Annotated in this window: 23 protein-coding genes, 1 tRNA gene and 1 pseudogene; 12 read left to right on the forward strand and 13 right to left on the reverse strand. The window is 33.3% G+C overall.

What is annotated here, in order from left to right:
• Positions 1-112: 112 nt before the first annotated feature.
• Together QLQ94_RS09560 and QLQ94_RS09565 are read left to right on the forward strand one after the other, a co-directional pair.
• On the forward strand, positions 113-574 hold the full coding sequence (locus tag QLQ94_RS09560; protein WP_427401511.1) for a DJ-1/PfpI family protein: 462 nt from the start codon (positions 113-115) through the stop codon (positions 572-574).
• A 213-nt stretch (positions 575-787) separates the two neighbouring features.
• The gene (locus QLQ94_RS09565) at positions 788-1129 is read left to right on the forward strand and encodes a hypothetical protein (RefSeq protein WP_482499583.1); all 342 of its coding nucleotides are present in this window, start codon (positions 788-790) and stop codon (positions 1127-1129) included.
• Positions 1130-1281: 152 nt separating this feature from the next.
• On the opposite strand, the pseudogene QLQ94_RS09570 reads toward QLQ94_RS09565, so the two are convergent.
• Together QLQ94_RS09570 and QLQ94_RS09575 are read right to left on the reverse strand one after the other, a co-directional pair.
• Positions 1282-2085, reverse strand: a pseudogene (locus QLQ94_RS09570) (transposase); the annotation flags it as partial.
• A 34-nt stretch (positions 2086-2119) separates the two neighbouring features.
• Positions 2120-2935, reverse strand: a complete 816-nt coding sequence (locus QLQ94_RS09575) for a hypothetical protein (RefSeq protein ID WP_482499584.1) — start codon at positions 2933-2935, stop codon at positions 2120-2122.
• A 186-nt stretch (positions 2936-3121) separates the two neighbouring features.
• Here QLQ94_RS09575 and istA point away from each other — a divergent pair, with 186 nt between their 5' ends.
• From istA to QLQ94_RS09625, 10 genes are all read left to right on the forward strand, one after another.
• The gene (gene istA, locus QLQ94_RS09580; RefSeq protein WP_482497588.1) at positions 3122-4669 is read left to right on the forward strand and encodes an IS21 family transposase; all 1548 of its coding nucleotides are present in this window, start codon (positions 3122-3124) and stop codon (positions 4667-4669) included.
• A 15-nt stretch (positions 4670-4684) separates the two neighbouring features.
• Positions 4685-5422, forward strand: a complete 738-nt coding sequence (istB, locus tag QLQ94_RS09585; RefSeq protein WP_056251131.1) for an IS21-like element helper ATPase IstB — start codon at positions 4685-4687, stop codon at positions 5420-5422.
• A 166-nt stretch (positions 5423-5588) separates the two neighbouring features.
• Complete coding sequence (locus tag QLQ94_RS09590) at positions 5589-5921, forward strand: hypothetical protein (RefSeq protein ID WP_482499585.1); 333 nt, start codon at positions 5589-5591, stop codon at positions 5919-5921.
• 65 nt (positions 5922-5986) lie between these two features.
• On the forward strand, positions 5987-6760 hold the full coding sequence (locus QLQ94_RS09595; protein ID WP_271334952.1) for a GLPGLI family protein: 774 nt from the start codon (positions 5987-5989) through the stop codon (positions 6758-6760).
• Between the two features lie 5 nt (positions 6761-6765).
• Positions 6766-9447, forward strand: a complete 2682-nt coding sequence (locus QLQ94_RS09600) for a carboxypeptidase regulatory-like domain-containing protein (RefSeq protein ID WP_482499586.1) — start codon at positions 6766-6768, stop codon at positions 9445-9447.
• A gap of 253 nt (positions 9448-9700) precedes the next feature.
• Complete coding sequence (gene mobA / locus QLQ94_RS09605; RefSeq protein WP_271334950.1) at positions 9701-10138, forward strand: conjugal transfer protein MobA; 438 nt, start codon at positions 9701-9703, stop codon at positions 10136-10138.
• A gap of 370 nt (positions 10139-10508) precedes the next feature.
• Positions 10509-10769, forward strand: coding sequence for a hypothetical protein (locus QLQ94_RS09610; RefSeq protein WP_271334949.1), 261 nt, complete (start codon positions 10509-10511; stop codon positions 10767-10769).
• Between the two features lie 10 nt (positions 10770-10779).
• Positions 10780-12240, forward strand: coding sequence for a recombinase family protein (locus tag QLQ94_RS09615; protein WP_482499587.1), 1461 nt, complete (start codon positions 10780-10782; stop codon positions 12238-12240).
• Positions 12241-12303: 63 nt separating this feature from the next.
• Entirely contained in the window at positions 12304-12651 is a 348-nt protein-coding gene (locus QLQ94_RS09620) for an ISAon1 family transposase N-terminal region protein (RefSeq protein ID WP_427401293.1), read from the forward strand.
• A gap of 22 nt (positions 12652-12673) precedes the next feature.
• Complete coding sequence (locus QLQ94_RS09625; RefSeq protein WP_482499945.1) at positions 12674-13627, forward strand: ISAon1 family transposase; 954 nt, start codon at positions 12674-12676, stop codon at positions 13625-13627.
• A gap of 188 nt (positions 13628-13815) precedes the next feature.
• On the opposite strand, the gene QLQ94_RS09630 is transcribed toward QLQ94_RS09625, so the two are convergent.
• The 11 genes from QLQ94_RS09630 to QLQ94_RS09680 form a co-directional block, all read right to left on the reverse strand.
• Positions 13816-13888: transfer RNA gene (locus QLQ94_RS09630), tRNA-Met, on the reverse strand.
• Between the two features lie 127 nt (positions 13889-14015).
• Positions 14016-14540 (reverse strand): DUF4269 domain-containing protein, encoded by a 525-nt coding sequence (locus QLQ94_RS09635; RefSeq protein WP_482499588.1) that lies wholly within the window; start codon positions 14538-14540, stop codon positions 14016-14018.
• A 5-nt stretch (positions 14541-14545) separates the two neighbouring features.
• Entirely contained in the window at positions 14546-16072 is a 1527-nt protein-coding gene (locus QLQ94_RS09640; RefSeq protein WP_271335007.1) for a glycosyltransferase family 39 protein, read from the reverse strand.
• Positions 16073-16277: 205 nt separating this feature from the next.
• Positions 16278-16820, reverse strand: a complete 543-nt coding sequence (locus tag QLQ94_RS09645) for a DUF4494 domain-containing protein (RefSeq protein WP_271335006.1) — start codon at positions 16818-16820, stop codon at positions 16278-16280.
• Positions 16821-17110: 290 nt separating this feature from the next.
• Positions 17111-19084, reverse strand: a complete 1974-nt coding sequence (locus tag QLQ94_RS09650) for a protein-disulfide reductase DsbD family protein (protein ID WP_482499589.1) — start codon at positions 19082-19084, stop codon at positions 17111-17113.
• Between the two features lie 102 nt (positions 19085-19186).
• Positions 19187-19675, reverse strand: a complete 489-nt coding sequence (locus QLQ94_RS09655) for a TlpA family protein disulfide reductase (protein ID WP_271335004.1) — start codon at positions 19673-19675, stop codon at positions 19187-19189.
• Positions 19676-20422: 747 nt separating this feature from the next.
• Positions 20423-21229 (reverse strand): hypothetical protein, encoded by an 807-nt coding sequence (locus QLQ94_RS09660; protein ID WP_482499591.1) that lies wholly within the window; start codon positions 21227-21229, stop codon positions 20423-20425.
• A gap of 2 nt (positions 21230-21231) precedes the next feature.
• Entirely contained in the window at positions 21232-21759 is a 528-nt protein-coding gene (locus tag QLQ94_RS09665; protein WP_271335002.1) for a heavy-metal-associated domain-containing protein, read from the reverse strand.
• A gap of 1 nt (position 21760) precedes the next feature.
• Entirely contained in the window at positions 21761-22246 is a 486-nt protein-coding gene (locus tag QLQ94_RS09670; protein WP_271335001.1) for a TlpA family protein disulfide reductase, read from the reverse strand.
• Between the two features lie 87 nt (positions 22247-22333).
• Positions 22334-22696 (reverse strand): heavy-metal-associated domain-containing protein, encoded by a 363-nt coding sequence (locus QLQ94_RS09675; protein ID WP_271335000.1) that lies wholly within the window; start codon positions 22694-22696, stop codon positions 22334-22336.
• A 161-nt stretch (positions 22697-22857) separates the two neighbouring features.
• On the reverse strand, positions 22858-23211 hold the full coding sequence (locus QLQ94_RS09680) for a hypothetical protein (RefSeq protein WP_271334999.1): 354 nt from the start codon (positions 23209-23211) through the stop codon (positions 22858-22860).
• Between the last annotated feature and the right edge of the window lie 86 nt (positions 23212-23297).

The raw sequence follows: 23297 nt of genomic DNA on the forward strand, positions 1-23297 counted from the left end.
AGTTGGTTTTGTATTTGGGTTGATTTTAGAAATTCTAATAATGGAATTTAAGTTAATCCAGAATCCGCTGTAGTACCAGAACATTGACGATAATTTTAAGCGACACTAGAATATGAACATAGCAGTTTTACTATTTGACGACTTTGAAACCTTAGATGTTTACGGGCCTGTAGAAGTTTTTGGAAGACTTTTAGACCTATATACTATTAAGTTTTATTCGCTAAACGGTGGACAAATAAAAAATAGGCATGGAGTTTCTGCCTTGACCGAGAAACTGGAAGATGTTAACGACAACTTGGAAATATTTATAGTACCTGGCGGCATGGGGACAAGAAAAGAAGTTGAAAATAAATTACTCATAGGCAAAATAAAAGAAATATCAACGTTCAGCAAATTCGTATTGACAGTTTGTACGGGAAGTGCGCTACTTGCAAGAACTGGACTTTTAGACAATAAAACAGCAACTTCAAATAAACGGGCTTTTGCTTGGGTAATAACAAATGGAATAAATGTAAATTGGAAAAAAAAGCACGTTGGACAATTGACGATAAATATTATACATCATCGGGTGTAAGTGCTGGAATAGACATGGCATTTGGTTTCATAAGTGACCGACACGGAATTGAATTAGCAAGACAAATTGCATTTGAAATAGAATATAATTGGACGGAAGACAACGACACTTTTAAAGTAGAATAAAACAACAGATAATAGTTGTTATTTAGACAGATTTATGTAAGATTTGCAGTAGCAATCAAGTTAAAAAAGAGAAATTAATACAAAAGCCATGAATCATAGTGCCAAAGAACTTTTTTACTATTTAAATCAATCTATATCAAATAATGTAACTTATAGAGAGTTGTCAAATTTATGCTTAACGTTATTTTGTACCTGTAGTATTTTGCCAGAAAGATTTGAAACAACAATTATTAACAAAGAACAATTAGCAATAATATTTTCTAAAATTGCAAAAGAGAGAAATATTGTTTCTTACTCATTAACAGCTTCACTTTATGGTGCTTCATTTCATGATACTCATGGTGAAAGACATTGGTTAGAGGTAATGGCTAGTGTATTGAAATTAGCCACAGAACCTAATGTAGAAGAAGCTAAAAATTTACTGGTATAAGTTTTTATTTTTCACTCGTGAGGATAATTTGCTTTTAAGGTAGTACAAAACAAAAAAGAAGCCGTCTCAAAACATATAATTTGAGACGGTTTTTTATTTGATGATGTTTTGATTTTTATTGGGTTAATTTTGAGTGGAGGCAAAAATTGCCCTTATGCTGCAATTTTCTTCCTTAAGTTGTGACCTAAAGCCATTAATCCGAACTCTAATTCAACTTTTTGAAGTCCTTTTAAAGAAAATCGTCTAAATCCGTTATTATGCTTGAGTTGGGCAAACACAGGCTCTACATCGGCAGAGCGTTGCTTTCTTCTTTGTATTCCTATTTCACTTAGCAGTAATTCCCTTGTCCTTTGTTTATGCCTTTCAAGGTTATGGTTTCGCTCTATACTTCTGTTTCCCTGAGCTTTAAAACATTGACCTCGAAGTGAACAGCCTTCACAGTTTTTGGCCTGATAATGAGATAAGGTTTGGGTGTATCCTGCAGCTGTTGTTTTCTGGTTTTGATGTGTTTTATGCATTTTTTGTCCCATTGGGCATACATAATAATCTTCTTGCTCGTTGTAATGGAGATTTTCTTTGCTAAAAGCCTTGTGTTTCTTTTGGTAGTTTTGATCTTGTTCTTTTTCAAAAGTATTATATTTTACAAAAGCTTTGAGCTTCTTTTGCTCCAGATAATCATAGTTTTCTTCACTTCCATAACCTGCGTCAGTAGTTATCTCTTTTATCTTTTTAAATATTTTCTTGCCGAAGGTTTGTTCCAAATTTTCTAAATGAGGTTTGAGGGTTTTGGTATCGGTCGGATTTTGGTGGATGGTATAATGAACGATGATCTGATTTTGTGTAGATATCTGGGTATTATAAGCTGGCTTGAGCTGCCCGTTTAGCATATGATCTTCTTTCATGCGCATAAAAGTAGCCTGGGTGTCGGTTTTGCTGTAACTGTTTCTTTCCCCTAGTGCTTGTAACTCATATTACCCCTATAAGCGATAGTTATTTTATTTCGGAAGCATACAATTGCTTTATTTTATCTCCAAAATCAAATTGAGTATGTTCAAAAGGAGAATAAATAAAAAACTGTTTAATAGCCTCTGTTGCAAAATCAATTCTCAATGCTGCCAAAAATCCTTTATCCTTATAGTTTTCTACCATTATTCCAACCAAATAGAATTTTGGAACTCCACTATTTCTATCGTTCCAATTAGGAACATACCAAAGTCCACTACCGCTTATTCCAGTCAACTCTTTTGTTATTTGCTTTTCTTTAGAGCCAAATGGAGCTAATTTTCTTTGATATTTTACTAGAATAAAATGATCTGGATTAAAACCATATTTCTCATACTTTTCTGTCTCAATTGGGTAAGTTAAAAATTTAACTGGAATTGGTGTGTATTCAACCTTTCCACTTGTTTTCTTGACACCACTCACTGGATAACCAGCGATAACATAATAGCCGTTCTGTTTTACTTTATGATTAACAATAATATTTGATGGATTACAAAATGCAAGTGGACCGTTTACAAAATGCTTGTTCTGTCGCTCAGAAAATTTTAATAATCCAAAATCTATTGTGTTTTCAGTTTTTAAATTTTGGTAGGTGGAAATTACGGTTCCATTTAACAGAACCATTTTATCGTTTGCGCCTGGAACCATTAGTTTAGGTCTATCTTCTAAGTTTAATAGATGTCCAGCACTAATTAAATATCTGTCATCATTTATTTTTAAAAATATTCCGCATCCTAACGGAGTCATTGAAGGTGGCTTAGGTTCACTTACTATCGGTGTAACTTGTAAAGCTGTGTTTGCCACTCTTTGTGGAAAAACCGGTCAATTTGACCACCTAATTCCGGAGTAAATTGACCACCCGTTCCGGAGCAAACTGACCACCTAATTCCGGAGCAAATTGACCACCAAGTTTTGTGGTTAATTAATGATTAAAAACTATTGATTTTTTCATGTTGTTAGAACCATACATTCGTTAAAAATATACGGATTATGGCAAACAAAATAACAGACATGAGTAAAATTAGAAAAGTAATTAAATTCTATTGTAATGGAAAGAGTAAGTTATTTATAAGTAGCTACTTATCCCTTTCAAGAAATACGGTAAAGAAATATATTTCTTTATTCGAAGTTCTCGGATTAAGCTTTGAATTAATCGACCAAAAAACCGATGCAGAGCTGGAACTTTTATTCTCCCAGACTAGTGTAGAGGCCATTAGCCCGAGATTACAGACACTTTATGATTTTTTTCCTAAAATGGAACGTGAACTAAAAAAAGTTGGCGTTACCGTACAGCATATGTGGGAACAATATATTACTGTAAATCCGGATGGTTATCGAACTTCACAATTTCATTATCATTACAATATATGGGGCAAACGAGTTAATCCGGTCATGCACATGAACCATAAGGCTGGTGATAAAATGTATGTCGATTATGCTGGAAAGACACTCTCAATTATTGATATAGATACTGGAGAAGTCAAAGAAGTACAATTTTTTGTAGCAATATTGGGCGCTAGCCAATACACGTATGCTGAAGCTTCCATGAGCCAGCAAAAGGAAAACTTTGTTGACTCGGTAGAAAATGCCATGCGCTTTTTTGAAGGCACTCCTGCCGCCATTGTTCCGGATAATTTAAAATCTGCAGTAATAAAAAGCAGTCGTTTTGAACCGACAATCAATGAAACCCTGGCTGATTTAGCAGAACATTACGAAACTACAATTTTACCTGCCAGAGCTTACAGGCCCAGGGACAAATCATTAGTTGAAGGAGCTGTTAAGATATTATATCGAAGGATTTATGTAACCATAAAAGAAATTAAGTTCTTTTCTCTGGAAGAATTAAACCAGCAGATCTGGGATTTACTTGACTCTCACAATAACAGAAAACTGACAGGACGCCCTTATTCCCGCTTTGAATTATTTTTAGAAGACGAGAAAGAAAAACTGCGTCCACTCCCACAAGATCGTTTTGAAATTAAATACCAGTCTTTTGCAACAGTAATGCAAAACGGTCATGTTCAATTAAGCCAGGACAAAAACTATTACAGCGTTCCGTATCAATATGTAAAGAAGAAAGCCAAGCTGTTATATACCAAATCAACAGTAGAGATTTATTATAAATACAATCGAATAGCTGTACATCCAAGAAACTACAAACCTTATGTCTATACAACAACTCCTGAGCATTTAGCCAGTACACATCAATTTGTAGCCCAATGGAGTGCTGCCCGCTTCATTGAATGGGCTAATAATATTGATGAGTCAGTAGGAGAATATATAATGCAGATAATCGAAAGCAGAAATCATCCGGAACAGGCTTATAAAAGCTGTTTAGGAATACTGAATTTTGAAAAAAAGGTAGGCAGACAGCGATTAATAAATGCCTGCAGGCGGGCACTTGATTTTAAAATTTACAATTTTAAGACCATACAAAATATTTTAGAAAACAACTTGGATCATATTGATTTTGATCAAGAACCTGAGCAGGAACTTCCTGATCATAGTAACATAAGAGGAAAACACTATTATAACTAAATTAAATCTTGAAAAATGAATGAATCCACAGTAACCAAAATGAAACAAATGAAGCTTTATGGCATGTTTAATGCTTTTAAAACAGCCATTGAAAGCGGAAAAACAGATCATTATACCCTTGACCAGTTTGTATCGATGATTATTGATGCAGAATGGGATGAAAGGTACAATCGTCGTATTGAACGAAGTATCACTAATGCGAAATTCCATTACAAATCAAATATTGAAAGTATCAATTTTGATGTATCACGTAATCTGGACCGAAACATGGTACTGCGTCTGGCAGAATGCGAATTTATAGAGAAAAATGAAAACATTTTAATCACTGGAAGTACCGGGGTCGGTAAAAGTTATTTAGGTACAGCATTGGGCTATCAAGCCTGTATACAGGGTTTTAAGGTAAGTTATTTTAATACTTCAAAATTGTTTGCTAGACTAAAAATGGCTAAAGCAGATGGCACTTATCTGCGGGAACTTACAAAAATACAAAGACAGGATGTTATAATACTTGATGATTTTGGACTCCAGGCACTTGACAGCCATAACCGAATTACTCTTTTGGAGATCATAGAGGACAGGCATAATAACGGCTCTATAATCGTGACATCACAAATCCCAGTTCAAGGCTGGTATGACATAATCGGAGAAAAAACGATAGCCGATGCAATATTAGACAGACTTATACACCAATCTCATAGGCTTGAATTACATGGAGAATCGATGAGAAAGAAAAGAGGAATAAACAAAGAGTGATATTTTATTATATTTGAATACTAATTAACAGATGAAAAAATATAGTTTTTAATCAAAACGGAGGTGGTCATTTTGCTCCGGAATTAGGTGGTCATTTTGAACTGGAATCAGGTGCTCACTTTAAAACGGAATGGGGTGATCAATATAACCGGAATTTGCATTGTGTATGTCAATGTTTGCTATTGGAGCATTTGCAAATGAATCTTTAGATCTTAACAAGATCGCAAAGAATAGCGGTGCTGAAATTCAGTATTTTGAAAATGGCTTTGCGGTGGCTTACGGCTGTTCAGTTTATATCGCATGGCATGATAGTCATGGTAGTTACTCCAATACATGGAGTTTTCCTAATGTTAGATCTCAAAGCGGATGCAATCAAATGATGAGAGAACTTTTAGCAGTTCTTCAGGAAGTACCAATGGCTTATCCTATAGATCCTCTGGAGGAAGCGCCTATCCGTTTTATCCCAGAAGAGCCTGAATTTGGTACAGAAGGAAATTAGAAAAAACAGAATCTCAAAATACGATTTAGAAATATTTCTAAATCGTATTTTCTAAAAAAATAAAAATGAAAAATTTTGCTCTTGCAATAATCTTACTTTTCGTGTTTTCAGCCAATGCTCAGGTTAAAAATGTAGTGATCGAATATAACCTAAATGCGTCTAATGAAAATTATGTGCAAAAAAAAGTCGTTACCATCTGCGCTAAAAACACATCCCTTTCCAAAACTTATGCAAATAATGCAAAAGCAGGAATTCAAACCGATGAAAATACCAATTCAATTAACGTTACAGAAAAAGAAATTGATACCTATGAATCAGTTGATTTAGTTAACAACAGGGTTATTGCTATTGATAATATAAAAAACAAAAACTTCAAGATAACCGAGCCACTTCCAGTTATGGATTGGAAACTTTCAAAAGATAATGAGGTAAAGAAAATTGATACTTTTATCTGCAGTAAAGCTTTTTTGAGTTTCAGAGGACGTAACTATATTGCATGGTACACCCCATATATTGCTGTGCCATTCGGGCCTTGGAAATTTTACGGTCTCCCTGGGCTGATTCTTGAGATTTACGATACAAATAATAATTATCACTGGACGGTATCAAAAATTTCTTATCCTTTGACTAATAACGCTGATTTGACCGTTTTGGATAAGCAAAATGCTAAAGATATAACTTTAAAAGATTTTGTTGAAGAGATAGAAAAACAAAAACAAATCATGTATGCCCGTATTATGAAAGTAATGCCACGCGGGACAACAATGGAAAAAGGAACAGATAACAGAACAAGCGTAGAGCTGGTTTATGAATGGGAAGCTGAAAAGAAAAATAAATAGAAATTTTGAGTATAAAACACATTCCGATTATTTTTTTTTTGCTGGCACAAATTATAACAACTAGTTCTCTATATTCTCAAACTTCTGTCACTGGAGTTGTCCGCGATAAGGATTCCAATCCCATTTCTTTTACTAACGTATTTATTAAATTAAAAAGCAGTAATTCTATCAAGGCTTATACTAGGACATCTAAAGATGGAAGTTACGTTCTGAATATCGAAGAGCCGGGTAGTTACGAAATCAGTTTTACAGCATTATTATATAAGGAGGCTTTATTTCAAATTTCCGTCGAAACGGGTAAAAAATATGTTCAAAATGCAATTCTTCAAGATGAAACAACTTTTCTGGATGAAGTTGTTATTAAGACTGAAAAACCAATTACAGTTAAAAGTGATACAATAGTAATTAATGCAAAAGCATTTGCACAGGGAAACGAAACTGTTGTTGAAGACTTATTACGAAAAATACCGGGACTTAATATTTCAGAAAATGGAACGATTAAAGTTGGTAATAAAGAAGTTGAAAAGGTAATGATAGCTGGCGATGATTTTTTTGAGCATGGGTATAAACTTTTGACCAAAAATCTGAACGCGTCAACCGTTGATAAAATCGAAATTTACAAAAGATATTCTAATAATCGACTGTTGAAAAATATTGAGAATAGTGATAAAGTCGCCATTAATCTTACTTTAAAAGACGATATAAAATCTCAATGGTTCGGAAACATGAGTGTGGGCTATGGTGTAGCTTCAGAAAACAGGTATGATGTGAGAACTAATTTGATGTCTTTTGACAAAAAAGCGAAATTCTATTTATTGGGAAATCTTAATAATGTAGGAGTTGATGCTGTCGGGGATATAGATTATATAATAAGACCAGTTAATTCAGATGGAATAAGTAGTATTGGAGATGATGAAAATTCTGAAACACTGCTAAGTCTTGACAGTTCAAAACCTAATCTCAAAGAGGAAAGAACCAACTTTAATAACGCAGAGCTAGTATCTCTAAATTCTATTTTCACAATTACTTCTAAAATAAAATTAAAAATAATCGGTTTTTTTAATTCTGATAAAAATGATTTTTACCGAAAAGCAATAGATGAATATTCTTTTGAAAATACCATGTTTAGTAATTTTGAGGATTACAATTTAAATAAGAAGAAAAAAATTGGTTTTGGCAAAATAAATTTCAACTATGATATTTCTAATAATGAATCCTTTGAATACATATCTAAATACAGTTCAGAAATAAGAAATACACATACAAATTTAATCTTTAATGAAGAAAAATCCAGAGAAAAGCTTCATGAGGAAACAGAATTTATAGATCAAAAGGCAGTGTATACCAATAGATTTAAAAGCAATAAAGTTTTAATTTTTACCGGAAGACTGATAAGTGAAAAGACGCCTCAAAATTATTACAACAACGTTTTTCTTTTTGAAGATTTATTGCCAGATGGCACTAATGCTGATAATTTAGCTCAGAACAGTAATGATCAGATGAATTTTTTTGGTTTTGAAACTCATTTCTTTGATAAAAAAGAAAAAGGAAACCTTTTAGAATTTAAAGCAGGGTATGAAAATAGAAGGGATTATTTTAATTCGAAATTAGAATTCTTAGAGAACAATAATACTATTGCTTCTCCTGCCGATTATTCAAATCAAATAAAATTCGGCACACAAGATCTTTATTTCAAATCAAAATATAATTATTTTTTTAGAAAATTTGTTATTGAAGCCAAGGTGGAATTACATCAGCTGTTTTCTGATCTCAAGACTTCTGAAATCGATCAAAATAATAATAATTTCTTTATTAACCCCTCTTTTGTTTTAAGCTGGGAGATCAATAAAAATAATAAAGTCAGTACTTCATTTTCTTATAATACAACAAATTCCAAAATTTTAGATGTATATAATGGATATGTACTGACAAGTTATAAAAGCTTTCAAAAAGGAACAGGCCAATTTAATCAGCTACAGTCACAAGTATTGTTTGTTAGATATGGACTGGGAAATTGGGAAAGTAAATTTTCATCAAATGCTTCTATTTATTACTATAAAAATTTTGACTTTTTCTCCACTAATTCGGAGATACAACCCAGTTATTCAAAGTTAGAGAAAATCATAATTAAAAACAGGTCTATGTTTAGGGCAGATGCTGATATAAGTTATTTTTTTAGCAGTATTAAATCTAATTTAAAAATTGACGCCAATTATTCCAAAAGTAATTATAAAAACATTGTAAATAACAGTGAATTAAGGGAAGTAAAATCTGAAGTACTAGTACCCGGGATTGAAATGAGATCAAATTTTAAAGGTTTTTTGAATTATCACATCGGAAGTAAATGGACAATAAATAAAATTACAACATCAATTGTCAATAAGAATACTGATAACCTTACTTTTTTTGATCTTTTGCTTAGTTTTACAAAAGATTTTAATGCTGAAATTCAGGCGGAAAGATATTATTTTGGTAATTTAAATGTTCAAGATAATAAATATTACTTTCTTGATATTAGTTCAAACTATAAATTAAAGAAAGACAAAGTTTCTTTATCATTATCAGCTAACAACTTATTTAATACTAAAACCTTTAGGCAGACTTACATAAGTGATGTCCTTACTTCAAAAACAGAATACAGGATTCTGCCTCGCTATATTCTTTTCAAAATTGATTATAGATTTTAATATTTTTTGAAAGAATAAGTATGCTCAGAAAATAATTTAATAATAGGTAGTCCTTTTTCCATATCTCCTCTCTAGTTGTTTTTTTAAGATGTGGCTTTACTTGGCAGAAGATGTCCTGTCTTAAAGGTTTAAAGACTGTGTATTTGAAGCAACTAAGCCAGATGCTTCCAAACACTTTTCAGTACTTCCAAATAATGGAATAAATACTGATTATAAAATATATTGGTTTTAAGTAAAACCATTAATTGAAGTCATGGAAAATGAACAAAAAAAGAACCCGCATAAAGGAGGCAGACCTATCAAAATTGATCCCGCAGTCCACCGTTATTCAATTAGTCTTACTGCTGAAGAAAATGTCCGTTTCCTGACTCTTTTTGAAACATCAGGAATGAATGTCATGGCGCACTTTATCACAGCATGTGTTTTCCAAAAAGGAATCAAAACGGTCAAGATTGATAAAGCGACGATGGATTATTATATGCGCCTGACTACTTTTTACAGCCAGTTTAGGGCTGTTGGGGTTAATTACAATCAGGTTGTAAAGATTTTGTATCAAAAATTTTCAGAAAGGAAGGCTTCGGCATTTTTGTACAAACTGGAAAAGCAGACCGCAGAATTTGCTTTTTTATGTCAAAAGATAATACAGCTTACAGAGGAATTTGAAGAAAAGCACCTGAAAAAAGATTCTTGATAAAAGGGGAAACTGTAAGGGCAGTAAGTCTGTACGAATGCTGATTCACTTCCAATGTGTGAAACATGATTTTCAATGTACCATATACAAAGAATTGATATGATACATCTGTAAGATTTTATAAATTACTATTTATTAAAAGATACATTTTGGTTATGTTGTACTATCACTTTTTAATTTATTGTATAGGTTGTTCGCTGGTAATTTTGTTTTGAATATTAAGACATTAAAAGACAAAGAATATCCACGCAGTACCCTTACCGGAATTACTTCACAGATGCATTTTTAAATTTATTACATAAGTGTAATAATGTATAAGTGGCAAAGACTGTTAAAATGGTCTTTCGCTTTTTAAAGCTGGAGGTTCAGGATGGGAAATAAAGAAAAGAGTACAGGAAAAAATACAGCAGGCAGAAACTTAATAAAGCCGAAAGCTGAAAATCTTGGTTTAAGACTAGATCAAAAAGAAAGCGGTTTCAGCGATCAAAAAGTAAAAGCCCAACACAATCAGGCAAAGTTAACTCTTGAAGAATTAAGAAGCTGTAAAGGTTTTGAAACAGTATCAGAATCGGAAGGACAGGAAATAATTGAAAGCCTTTTTCAATTAGCGGTAATAGTTTATAATTATTAAAATTAAAAACATGAGTATTGAAAGTTTTAAAAAATTTCAAAAAGAAAAATTTGCTCAAAAAATTGAGGTAAAAGAAATCTGGGGCTACACAAGGGTAAGCTCTAAACTCCAGCTGGTTAATAACAGTCTGGAAGAACAGCGCAGTGAAATAGTTCAGTTTGCCTCAAAGAATGGCTATACTCTTAAAAATATACTGGGAGGTACTTATGAAAGTGCTTCTGGGGATTTCACACGCAAAGAATTTACAAAGCTATTGGATGAGGTTAAAAGCGCCAAGCAGAAACCTTTCGCAATTGCCATCAAATTTATCAGCAGATTCTCCAGAACTGGAGGAAATGCGATTACTATTGTGCAAGAACTGGTGGATAAGCTGGGTGTCCATTTGATTGAAACATCATCAGGACTCTGCACTAATGATGAGTACAGCAAGCTGGATATTTACGGAAAGCTCCTAGATGCCAGAAGAGAGAACATGGACAGATTGGAAAAAACAATTCCTGGGATGAAGGCACTGCTTAGATCAGGAAACTGGCTTGGCAAAGCTCCCAGAGGCTATACTATGCGTGGAAGAAAAGTAGGAGACTATGCTTTGATGCAGGATACGCAGTCTATTACCATCAATCATGAAGGAGAAATTTTAAAAAAGGCTTGGAAATGGAAGCTGGCAGGGGAAAGGGATTTTGTAATCAGAGAGAAACTTGAAAAACTGAATCTGATTATTTCCAAACAAGGGATAAGTTCTATGTGGCGCAATCCATTTTACTGCGGAATATCGGTCAATGCACTCCTTGAAGAGCCAGTAAAAGGAAATTGGGAGGGACTAGTCAGTGAGGAAGATTTCCTGAAAATTGACAATATGCTTTCTGAGGGCAATAAAATTGCGGTTAAGGAATATTCCAAAACTAAAATCAATGAGTTCAGACCCCTGACAGGATTTTTAAGATGTGAGTGCGGATGCCTTTTGACAAGCTATGAGGTTCGAGAAAAGAAAGCACACTATTACAAGTGCCAGAAATGTAAAAATGCAAGTTTTAATGCACTTACTACCAAGAAAGCAAAAACGGAAGGACTCAATGAGTCTTTTGAACGTTTTCTGTCCAATTATTCATTACAACCGCGATTTAAAGAACCTTTCAAAATACAGCTCAATAAATTCTTTGATGAAGTAAACGCAGAGGCTCAAGATGAAATGAAAAGTTTGCAGTCAAGGAAAAAAGAGGTGGAAGCTAAAATTGAGAATTTGGATAAACGCTACTTCGATAATCCGAATTTTGGCAATGAAAAGTACAACAGATATGCACTTGAATTTGAGACCGAATTAAAGATGATTGAAAGCCAGATTCATATGACTTCAAAAAAAATATCTAACCACAGCAGACACATTGATAAGGTAGTAGAAAAAGTTACGAATATCAATAAATACTGGAAAGAAGGAGATATTAATAGTAAAATTAGGATTCAAAAAGGATGAAGCGCAAAGCTTGGGGAGGAAATGTCAAAATAAAATAAGAACTTTGTAATCTAAGAATTTTATATGACCCCTATAGAACTTTTGAAGTTTATGCTTCCTGATTTTTTAGTAGAACATTTTGAAGTAGTTTCATCTACTAATAGCGAAGAAATATTACACCTCTATTTTGAAGAGCATGCTAAACCTCCAGAAGAGTTTAGTGATCTTCAATTAGTCTCAAAGGGTTTTCAAGATGAGATTACCATACAGGACTTTCCTCTGAGGGGTAAGTTCGTGTATTTACATATCAAAAGACGTCGCTGGACTAATAAAAATACAGGTGAGATCGTTAAAAGAGATTGGAATTTAGTAGCTAAAGGAACCCGCATGACTCAAGAGTTTGCGGCTTTTTTAAAAGAAATTAATAGATAAAACTGCTATTGACTGTCGTACCATTGGAGGTTTCTTTGGAGTCAATGGGAAAAAATTACAAAGACAATACAAAAAATTTTTAAGCTCCTTTAGTACGTGGGCTCCACGTGAACATGCACATGAGTGGATTATTTATCCTGAAAATATAGGTACTCACTTGTCAATTGATGAAGTAGCCTTGTCTCAGGGTGAGCTTTTTACTATTGTAACCAATAAGGAAGCTAGAGGTAAAAAAGGATGCCTAGTTGCTATTATTGAAGGGACAAAGGCAGATCAGGTCATTGAACATATTTGTAAAATTAATTACAAAAAAAGAAGTTGGGTTCAAGAAATAACACTTGACATGGCTAATTCCATGAAATTGATTTCCAAAAAATGTTTTCCAAAAGCGGTACAGGTTACCGATAGATTTCATGTTCAAAAATTAGCTCTAGAAGCATTACAGGAGATTAGAATAAAATATCGTTGGGAAGCTATGGATACTGAGAATCGATTGATATTACAAGCGAAAAGAGAAAACAAAACTTATCTGCCAGATCTTTTATCTAATGGAGACTCTGTAAAACAGTTGCTCGCCAGAAGTAGATATGTTCTTTATAAATCCCGCGATAAATGGACCGAAAGACAAAACGAACGAGCCCAATTGTTATTTGGCTTATATCCAGATATTAAAAAAGCATACAGTTTAACCCAACAACTACGAGGTATTTACAACAATAATAACAATAAACACATTGCGATGACCAAACTGGCACATTGGTACAGGAATGTAGAGGAGTCAGGGTTTAAAAATTTTAATATTCTTTTAAATACCATAACGGTTAATTACCAGTCAATCTTAAACTATTTTGACAATAGAAGTACAAATGCTTCAGCAGAATCTTTTAATGCCAAAGTAAAAGCATTTAGAAGTCAATTTAGAGGAGTACGAAAAGTAGATTTTTTCTTATTCAGATTATCCAATCTTTTTGCGTAATCCCCAACTTTTGCGTTTGATCCTTCAAAAATTGGTATTTCCAGAAGGCTTGTCAATTAGGGCTGAAAACAGGCAGTATCTAACTAAAAAAGTGAACCTAGTTTTTGCTTTAATCTCAACGTTTGCAAGGGCTGAGATAGGTAATAAAAAACAAAAAACCCATCAAAATTTTGATGGGTTATTCTCTGTAGCGGGAACAGGACTCGAACCTGTGACCTTCGGGTTATGAGCCCGACGAGCTGCCTACTGCTCTATCCCGCGTTGTTTCGGGTGCGAAGATACACAGTTAATACGGTTGTTGCAAGGAATTTCTAAATTATTTTTAATTTTTTGGATTTTAAATATAATTTATTGAAGTGTAGTTAGTTACAAATAGCATAATAATCACTTAAATTTTGTATTCTAATAATGCTAAGTACGGATCTCCTTTTAAACCTAATAAATGACTAAAAGCAGGTTCGGTTTTATAACCGTTTTGTTTGAGTTTGATGATTTCTAATCTGAAGTTTTCGTCATGAGATTGTAGAATTTCATGTTCAATGATCATGTGTTTATAGCCATTTTGACTTTTGGTTGGAACATTTTGTCCAAAAACTTCAATTTCAAAACCATCGATTTTAAAGTTGGCAATAACTGATTCTTTATCATTAATTGATATTTCTCTGATTGTGAAGTCGGTTTCTTTTCCAAAAAATGAATTTAGTTTTGCTGTAAAATCGTTTTTGTTTTTCCAATGACAGATAATATCGAGATCACTTTTTTCTATATCAATATTAATTGGAATCGTACCAACCAAAATAGGATCGAATTCAACAAGATTTAGTAAAACTTTGTGCTGAGTCAGGATGTCAAAAGCCTTAATCTGTTTTTGTTTTCCGTTTTTTAAATATTCTATAGAGCTAAAGTCTATCATGGTATTTATTTGTTGTAATTTTTCTCTTCTTTAATTTCGGCTTCAATCCTTTTGTTGATATTGATTTTAGTATTAGCGAAAACAAAAATAGTGGTTTTGTATTCCCTTGCATATTTATTCGTTATTTCTCCTGCAATAACAGAAGACTGAAAGAAAGGACTGGTTTTCTGAAATTCGGTACTGTTTTCTTCATAATTTTTGATTCTGATCAGGTTTTTATATTGAATGTCCAGATTGAACCAATTGACATAATCGGCATTAAACGAAACTGCTTTTATTCCTTTTTTGGTGTAATAATTTATGGCGCCGGCTTGTCCGTAGTTGTCACAAAGTACAAGTGTCTCTTTTTTATTTGGAATCAATGCATAAACTGAGTCGGTTTTTCGGGCAAGTTCTTTCCAGCCCAGCATATCAGCAAAATCTTGCGGCAGATCGTGGTCTTTTCCGTCTTCCCAACGCAGCATTCCTAATTTTTTATATTGTTCCGGATTTTTTACAATGTATTCCGGACTTTTATTTGGGAAAACGACATGATACATCGGAATAAAAAACAATAGCGGAATAATGATAAATACGGGTTTTAAATAACGTTGCCAACCAGATTGTAAAGTTTGAGAAAGAAAAACTGCTCCAAAAGCAATGTAAACAGGATACAGTCCAATAGCATAATAGGCTTTGGCTTTGAAATAGATAAAAACGGCAAAGGTAAAAATTAGAGAAGCAAAAAAGAACTTGTATTTTGTGAAAGGTTTATAAAACAATAAAGCATATAAAGCTGCAAGAATAACCGGAAAAGAACCGATAAAAAATAAAAGCTGTTCTTTTAGAAAATCTAAACGATCGACATTGACCAATTGTGTTTCGGACAGTTCCTTCATGTGGTGTACAATCGGGAATTGATTGTTGTATTGCCATAAAAGATTGGGTAATATTAAAAGCAACCCTAAAATTAAGGCAAAATAGAGTTTCTTTTCTGCAAACACTTTTCTTTGATTCGAAAATAAAAGAGCAGGCAAGAGGCCAATGAGCAGAAATAGAATATTGTATTTGTTGAGAAAGCCAAAAGCAAATACGACAGCACCTATATAGAGCCATTTTGGTTTTTCTATAGAAATGTATTGAATGATTACATAATAAAATACTGTCCAGCATAATACATCCAAAGAGTTTGGCTGATACAGCGTGTTAAGCCGCAACAATACTGAAAACAAAATGCAGGTCGATCCTAAGATTAATGCATATAAATTACCTTTTAAAAGTTCAATAGTTTTCCAGACCACAAGAAGTGTCAAAGCGCCAAAAAGGGCAGGGAAGAACTTTATCCAGAAAACAGAATTGCCCAATAAAAATATAATATAAGAAATCCAGGAGGTTACGGGCGGAACCGATAAATATCCCCAGGCCAAATGATGTGCCTGATCCAGATGTAAATATTCATCACGCTGCAAATCGTATTCAGGGCTTATTAAAACATACTGCAAAACAAATTTTAAAATGATGAACCCGAGTAAAATTATCGTTTTTTTATTCATGTAAATTGGGTTTGTTGGCAGGCTGTTAATGATATAGCTAATATATAATTTATTTTGAATGTAGAATAAGTCAGCGTATTATCCAAAATGTTACAAAACAAAAAAGCTCCAGATTTCTCTGAAGCTAGTTTTATAAAAATTCCACAGGAACAATTGAAGTTCTTTATGGGATTTGGAATTTCATTTTTTTGAGATTTTAGAAAAATTATTCCTCTAATGCTTCTTCAAATTCCATGTGATCCACTTTTTCAACCTCTACAGGTCTTGAAGCTTTTAGTTTATTGAATCTTTCTAATTGTTCTGTTTCTCCTTCTTCACCGCTGAAATAAGGGAAAACGTCCATGATTGGAGATTCAGAAACTGCCGGGATCGAGTATTCTCCCATTGTGCTTTGCATAACATGAAGTGTATTGTCATAGGCTTCTCTTACATCATTTGCCTGCACTAATAAGTACATATTCGATCTTCTTTCTTTACCGCTTTCTTCATCATAAGCCATCAAAGAAACTTTTGACTTGAACCAACGATCTGCGTTTTCAAAAGGATGAATCTCAGCATAATTGGCCACTTTTATATTTGTGATTTTAAATTCTTCACTAATATAAGCTGCCATCTCTTCATTTATTCTTTTTTCAGCTTCAGTATAAGATAAAGCATCAACCAAATAAGGTTCGGTTAAAACTTTTTGTCCACCCGTTTCATCTGTCTTTCTATATTTTACTTTGCATTCGTACCAAGTTGCGCTCATCTTCTATTGTTTTTTAAGGATGTCAAAGATAGATTTTACAGGAAAATAAATTCTTAATTCTGGAAATAGATATTCACAATTTAGGTAAGTTTTTTATAAGGTATTGATTGTTATGAATATAGTAAAAGTTAATATTTTGCAGATTTTATGATTTTAGTTAATATCATAAAAAAATTTTTGATCTGGGGTAAAAAAATAACCATTAAGAAATTAGGCTTCATTAAGTATCAGCACTTAACTTTTCTTAATTTCTTAATGGTCAAAAATCAATATTAAAAACAGCGTTTCTGTTATTTTTTAAATTGCTGAATTCCGGATTTTAACCATTGCTCATATTCTGCAATGTCAGGAGTATATCCCGCTGGTTTATTCAGGCTTTGTTCGTTCGTGTCTAATATAATATAGTACGGTTGAGCATTTGCTTTATAACGGGTAATCTGAAAATCACTCCATTTATTGCCTATCGATTGTATCTTTTTGCCAGTTTCTTTAGATACATATTGTTCTTCATCCGGAAGTTCTCTTTTGTCATCAACATATAAAGAAATCAAAACAACTTCATTATTTAATATCGATAATATGCGGGGATCGGACCAAACATAATCTTCCATTTTTCGGCAATTAACACAGGCGAATCCTGTAAAATCCAGAAGAATTGGTTTGTTTACACTTTTGGCGTAAGCCAATCCTTTTTCATAATCAGTAAAAGCCATGATATCATGCGGGCCTTTATGCGCGCCGTCTGGTAACGCTTTTGCAGATGATGCAGTTTCTTTGCCAGAACCTCCAACACCATATGGCGATTCACTGTACGTCATTGGAGGAGGGAAGCCACTAATCAATTTTAAAGGCGCGCCCCACAATCCCGGAATAAGATAAATCGTAAATACCAATACTACCAATCCGGCAGATAATCGTCCTACTGAAATAGAAGACGAAGGAGAATCATGCGGTAAAGTTATTTTTCCGAATAAGTAGAAGGCCAAAGTACCAAATATTGCGATCCAGATGGCTAAGAAAATTTCTCTTTCGAACCAATGCAATTGCAATACCAAATCAGCATTCGATAAGAATTTAAAAGCAAGAGCCAATTCCAGAAAACCTAAAAATACTTTTACGGTATTTAACCATCCGCCAGATTTTGGTAATGTGTTTAACCAGCCCGGAAACATGGCAAATAACATAAAAGGTAATGCCAGAGCAGATGAGAAACCAAGCATTCCAACAATTGGAGCGATTCCGCCTTTAGAAGCTGCTTCAACCAATAAGGTTCCTATAATTGGTCCTGTACAGGAAAAGGAAACGATTGCCAATGCCAATGCCATGAATACGATTCCTAGTATTCCGCCTTTATCTGCCTGACGATCTACTTTATTGGCCCATGAATTAGGCAGCATAATTTCGAAAGCGCCTAAAAAGGATAAAGCAAATACAACCAGTAATACAAAGAAAATTATATTGAACCATACATTGGTAGACAATGCGTTTAAAGCATCCGCGCCAAAAATTAAGGTAATTACGGTTCCTAAAAAGACATAAATAAGAATGATTGAAATCCCGTAAATAATCGCATTTTTAATTCCTTTTGCCTTGGTTTTGCTTTGTTTGGTAAAGAAACTCACTGTCATAGGAATCATTGGAAAAACGCAAGGCGTAAGCAATGCAGCAAAGCCGGATAAAAAAGCAATAAAGAAAATCATGTATAAACTAGAATCAGATTTCTTAGATTCCGGTTCTTTTTCTATTGCGGTAGTTGCATCAACTTTTGTAGTTTTTTCATTTGCAATATCGGTAGCCTGAATTTCTTTCGCTTTAAGTGTTTTAAGATTAAATTCGAAGTATTTGCTTTCGCTAATGCAGTTCTCTTTACAGACCTGATACGAAAGTTCTACCTGAATCGTTTCCTTTTCGGGATTGATTTGTTTGATTAATTGAGTAAAAACAACTTTATCAGAAAAGAAGATTTCATCGACACCAAAGACTTCATTGAACTCTCGTTTGGTTTCGCTTTCGGTTGCTTTTCCAACAAGCTCATAATTGTTTTTGTTATCATGAAAAAGGAATTCGGCAGGAAGCGGACCATCTTCAGGAGTGAATTGAGAATATACGTGCCAGCCTTTTTCGATAGTTCCGTTAAAAGAAAGAACAAACTCCGAGGCAGATTTTTTCTCAATCGAGGCCTCCCATTTTACGGGATTGATGATCTGGGCCTGAATTTTGGCGAAAGCAAAAAACAGGAATAATAAATATAAGATTTTCTTCATTTTATAAGTTTAATCAGAACGATTTGTTCTGGTGATGATTTGATTTTTATTAAGCTATAGTAATTGTTTCGATAAGTATTTTGCCATCGAAACAACTATTTTTTAGATCTGTTTCTTTTTAATTTGAGCAATTATTTGTGCTTCGGTTGGATTGATAGCTACCAGTTTTCCTGAAGAATCAAAAAGATAAGTACTAGGTAATCCTTTTACTCCAAAGACTGCTACTGATTCAGCATTGAAGCCTTTTGGGTCAATTAATTGAGGATGTTTCATTTTGTCTTTTTCAATCGCTTTTAGCCATTTTGTTTTGTCTTCATCTACTGATATTCCAACAATCTCAAAATTTTGTCCTTTGTATTTATCGTAGAAAGCAACCAAATCTTTGCTGGCTGCCCTGCAATTAGGACACCATGAGGCCCAAAAGTCTACTAAGACTGTTTTTCCTTTATAGGAGTTTAGTTGGATTGTTTTGTTCTTATTATTTTGAAATTGAATATTCGGAAAAGTATCACCTTTTTTGATTTGTGCATTAACGAATGTGACTGATAGCAATAAGATGATTGCCATCAATAATGTTTTTATTGAATTCATTGTGTTATTATTTTGAAAGAATTAATTTCAATATACAGCAGTAACCATAGCAAATACGGCTATATTCTGTTATCGAATTATATGTTTTATGATTTTAAGCCTTAAAATTGAATTTGAACAAGACGCATTTATGGCTGTCGGAAAAGGAGTCTAGCTTATTTTTGGCGGAAGCCAAATGGAACGGAAGCCTGAAGAAATAAAGATTTCCGGATAATAATAGTTTTGTTCTCTTTTTGAAAAATTTAAAAAATAATGATTGTCTATCTGGAAAGAAATCATAGGGGAATGATAACTACAGTAAACCACAGGACAATCACCGGAACTTTTGACACAACCTTTAACACATCTGTGTTCGGTTGTTTCCTCACAAGCTACTATTAAAAATGTTTTGTTTTTAAAACATATCTTTTGTGTTTTAATTCCACGGGCATAATTAAACATTGGACCCATAAAGAAACCAAGTGTTATAATTAGGACTATGTAGAATTTTTTTGTCATAAGGAGGGCAAAATAAAATTTAAATAAAGTAGAGGCTGTTACTTTTATGAAAATATTATACGATTAATTCTTTGTGTATGCATCTTGATATTCAGTAATAATAAACGATTTTTGTTTCACGCAGATTTTGCAGATTAGAGCAGATTTTAAAATAGATCTGCATTTATCCGCTTAAATCTTTTTAAAATCTGCGTGAAATAAAATTTACTCATTCCCAATGGTTATCGTGATAAAATCTTAAAAAGTAATTTATTTCGTCACATTAAAAAAAGTGTATTCCAGTTTTACGAAAACGCCATCAGTTGCGGCACGGTCCATTGAGCTGTACAATTCTTTTTTATAAGCAAGGTCAATTCTCGCCTGACTATTAATGATAAACTGAATCGAAGGAACAACATCCATATATGATTTTCCGTTTTCGGTTATGGTTTGCCCTGTAAATTCCAGCATCGCATTTATATTGGTCTGTTTGTAACTCGTATATTTTTTAGGATACATTAATTTACCTACTGAAAATGTATAGTTTATAGCATTCTTTCCTAAGGCATCCGGGAAACTATAATCAGGATTGTTCAGTGCACGCACATAACTTACAGAAGAACTCAAAGCTACTTTATGAATCAGTTGAGTGGCCACCAAACCGGCTTCATAACCTGAATTTCCGTTGGCCAGGTCAATAGCTTCCTGAGTAAAAAACGAGTTATTATAACTGTATCTACCAAAGGCAGCCATCCTGAAATGACTTTGCAGATCATCTACAGAAAAGAATCGGTATTTGGCATAAAAACCACCGCCTTTAAGCCCCAAACCATTATCCTGATTGCTTAGAAAAGCTGAGGTACGAACCATTAAATTTTTATTGACTCCCCAGGTAACTTCCGGAGTTAAATTATACATTGAGCCACTTTCATGTTTGTTGTCCATAAGCGATTGTCCAACGCGAACCCCAATAGAACCCGCCGGAACGTTACTGGCAGGTTCTGTTACTACAAAAAGTTCTTGTGCATCTATTTGGAATGAAACAAGGAATAAGAAAATTATTGATAGCTGTTTCATTTTTATAATGTTTTTAGGTAATAATCATTCTCGTTTTCTGTGGCATAACCAGGATATTTAGCATAAGATTTAACTAGTTTTTTATACTCTTTTTGAGTTACAAAACCTTTATCCAATACTCTGTATTTCATTTCTTCATGCGCTACAGGTTTTTTGATGTCGATGAAAGTATAAGTCGCATCATCCATCTTTAAGGTTGTGTTATCCTCAATTTGATCGGTATGAAACTTAGCGGTCAATACCATAGAACCTACGAAAAAACCTGCTTTTTCAACGGCTTTTTTCAAAACTTTTGGCTCGACTGAATTGTCTTTTTTAAAGTAAACCGTAAATGTATTTGTGTTCAGGTCAGTACCAATACTGTCTACCTGAGTTAAGGATTTTAATTGTTTGTTGATCGCATTCGAACACATAGAACAAGTTAATCCTGTTGCCATTATTTCGGCTTTAGTAATTTGCGAATAAGAATTTACACTTGTTAATACTACTAAAAGTGCAGCGGCTATGAATTTTATATGTAAGGTTTTCATTTTATTTGTTTTTTTTGATTTGAGCAATTATTTGTGCTTCGGTTGGGTTTATGGCAATCAGTTTTCCTGATGCATCAAAAAGAAAGGTAGAAGGCAAAGCATCCACTCCAAAAGTTACAGCCGTTTTAGCATCAAAACCTTTTGGGTCAGTTAATTGCTGGTGTTTCATTTTGTCTTTCTCAATTGCTTTTAGCCATTTTGTTTTGTCATTATCAATTGATATTCCAACGATTTCAAAGTTTTGACCTTTGTACTGATCGTACAATTTTACAAGATTTTTATTCGCCATTCGGCAAGGAGCACACCATGATGCCCAAAAGTCGACTAAAACTGTTTTTCCTTTAAAAGAATTTAGTTTAACCGTAGCATTCTTATTGTTCTGAAGTTGAACATACGGAAAACTATCTCCTATTTTTATCTGCGCATTTGTTACAGCAACAGTTGCAATAAGGAGGAATAATGTGATTTTATTTTTTATTTTGAACATGATATTTTTTTTAAAATGCTTGTCTGTAGTATTGTCTTATTCGTTAATAATACAGACAAGCTTGTTTTTTGAATGATTTAATTATGATTATTCTGCTTTTTTAGGGCTTGCATCTCTGTCGTATTGGCAACATCCGTGCAATTCATCATAAACTGCAGTTGGAGCAGTAAAACTTTCGTTATCATATCCGGCATCTGCAACACGTTTTAGTATAGCATCAGGATTGGTCTTTTTATTATCGTAAGTAATCGTTGCAATTTTGGTGTCTTTGTTCCAGTTTACTTTAGCAACATTATCTATGTTTGCAGCTGTTTCAATAGTCTTTTTGCACATGGCGCAATTGCCATTGATTTTTACAGTTTGAGTAGTTTTATTTTTGATTTGCGCGCTGGCGAAAGTAACTGATAGTAATAAAGTTATTACCATCAATAATTTTTTTATTGAGTTCATTATATGTTTTTTTTGTAGATGAATTAATCCTAAAACCACAACAGAAACGATAGCAAATACAGCTATTTCTGTGAATAGAATAGGGATTAAAAAATGTTTTGATTTTTAAAGCCTTAAAATGACTTTGGATAAGACAGACTTATGGCTGTCAGGGAATAAATCTAGCTTATTTTAGGTGGAAGCCAGATAGAACGGAAATCTGAAGAAATAAAGATTTCTGAATAAAAGTAATTTTGTTTTTTGTCAGAAAAACTAAAAAGTGAGTTGTTTTCTGTTTGAAAAATTGCCATTGGCGAAAAACCACAGCTGGACGTTGGAGTACAAGAATTACCTAAACAACCTTTATCGCAGTTATGTTCTTTTTCTTTAGAACCTTTTTTCTTGCAGCAGTTTTCTGATGAAGATTCTTTTTTACAACATGACATTGCTGTCTTTGTTCCATGCGCATAAGTAAGCGTTGGTCCCATAAGGAAACCAAGCGTTACAAGCAGCAATATGTAGAACTTTTTTGTCATAATCAGTGCCAAAGATACTTTTTATTGGTTCTCGTAGTTGTTAATTTTTTTATAAACCTTTTATTTCGATAGATTTTTGGTGTTGA

Source organism: Flavobacterium sp. B114r (assembly GCF_056824125.1).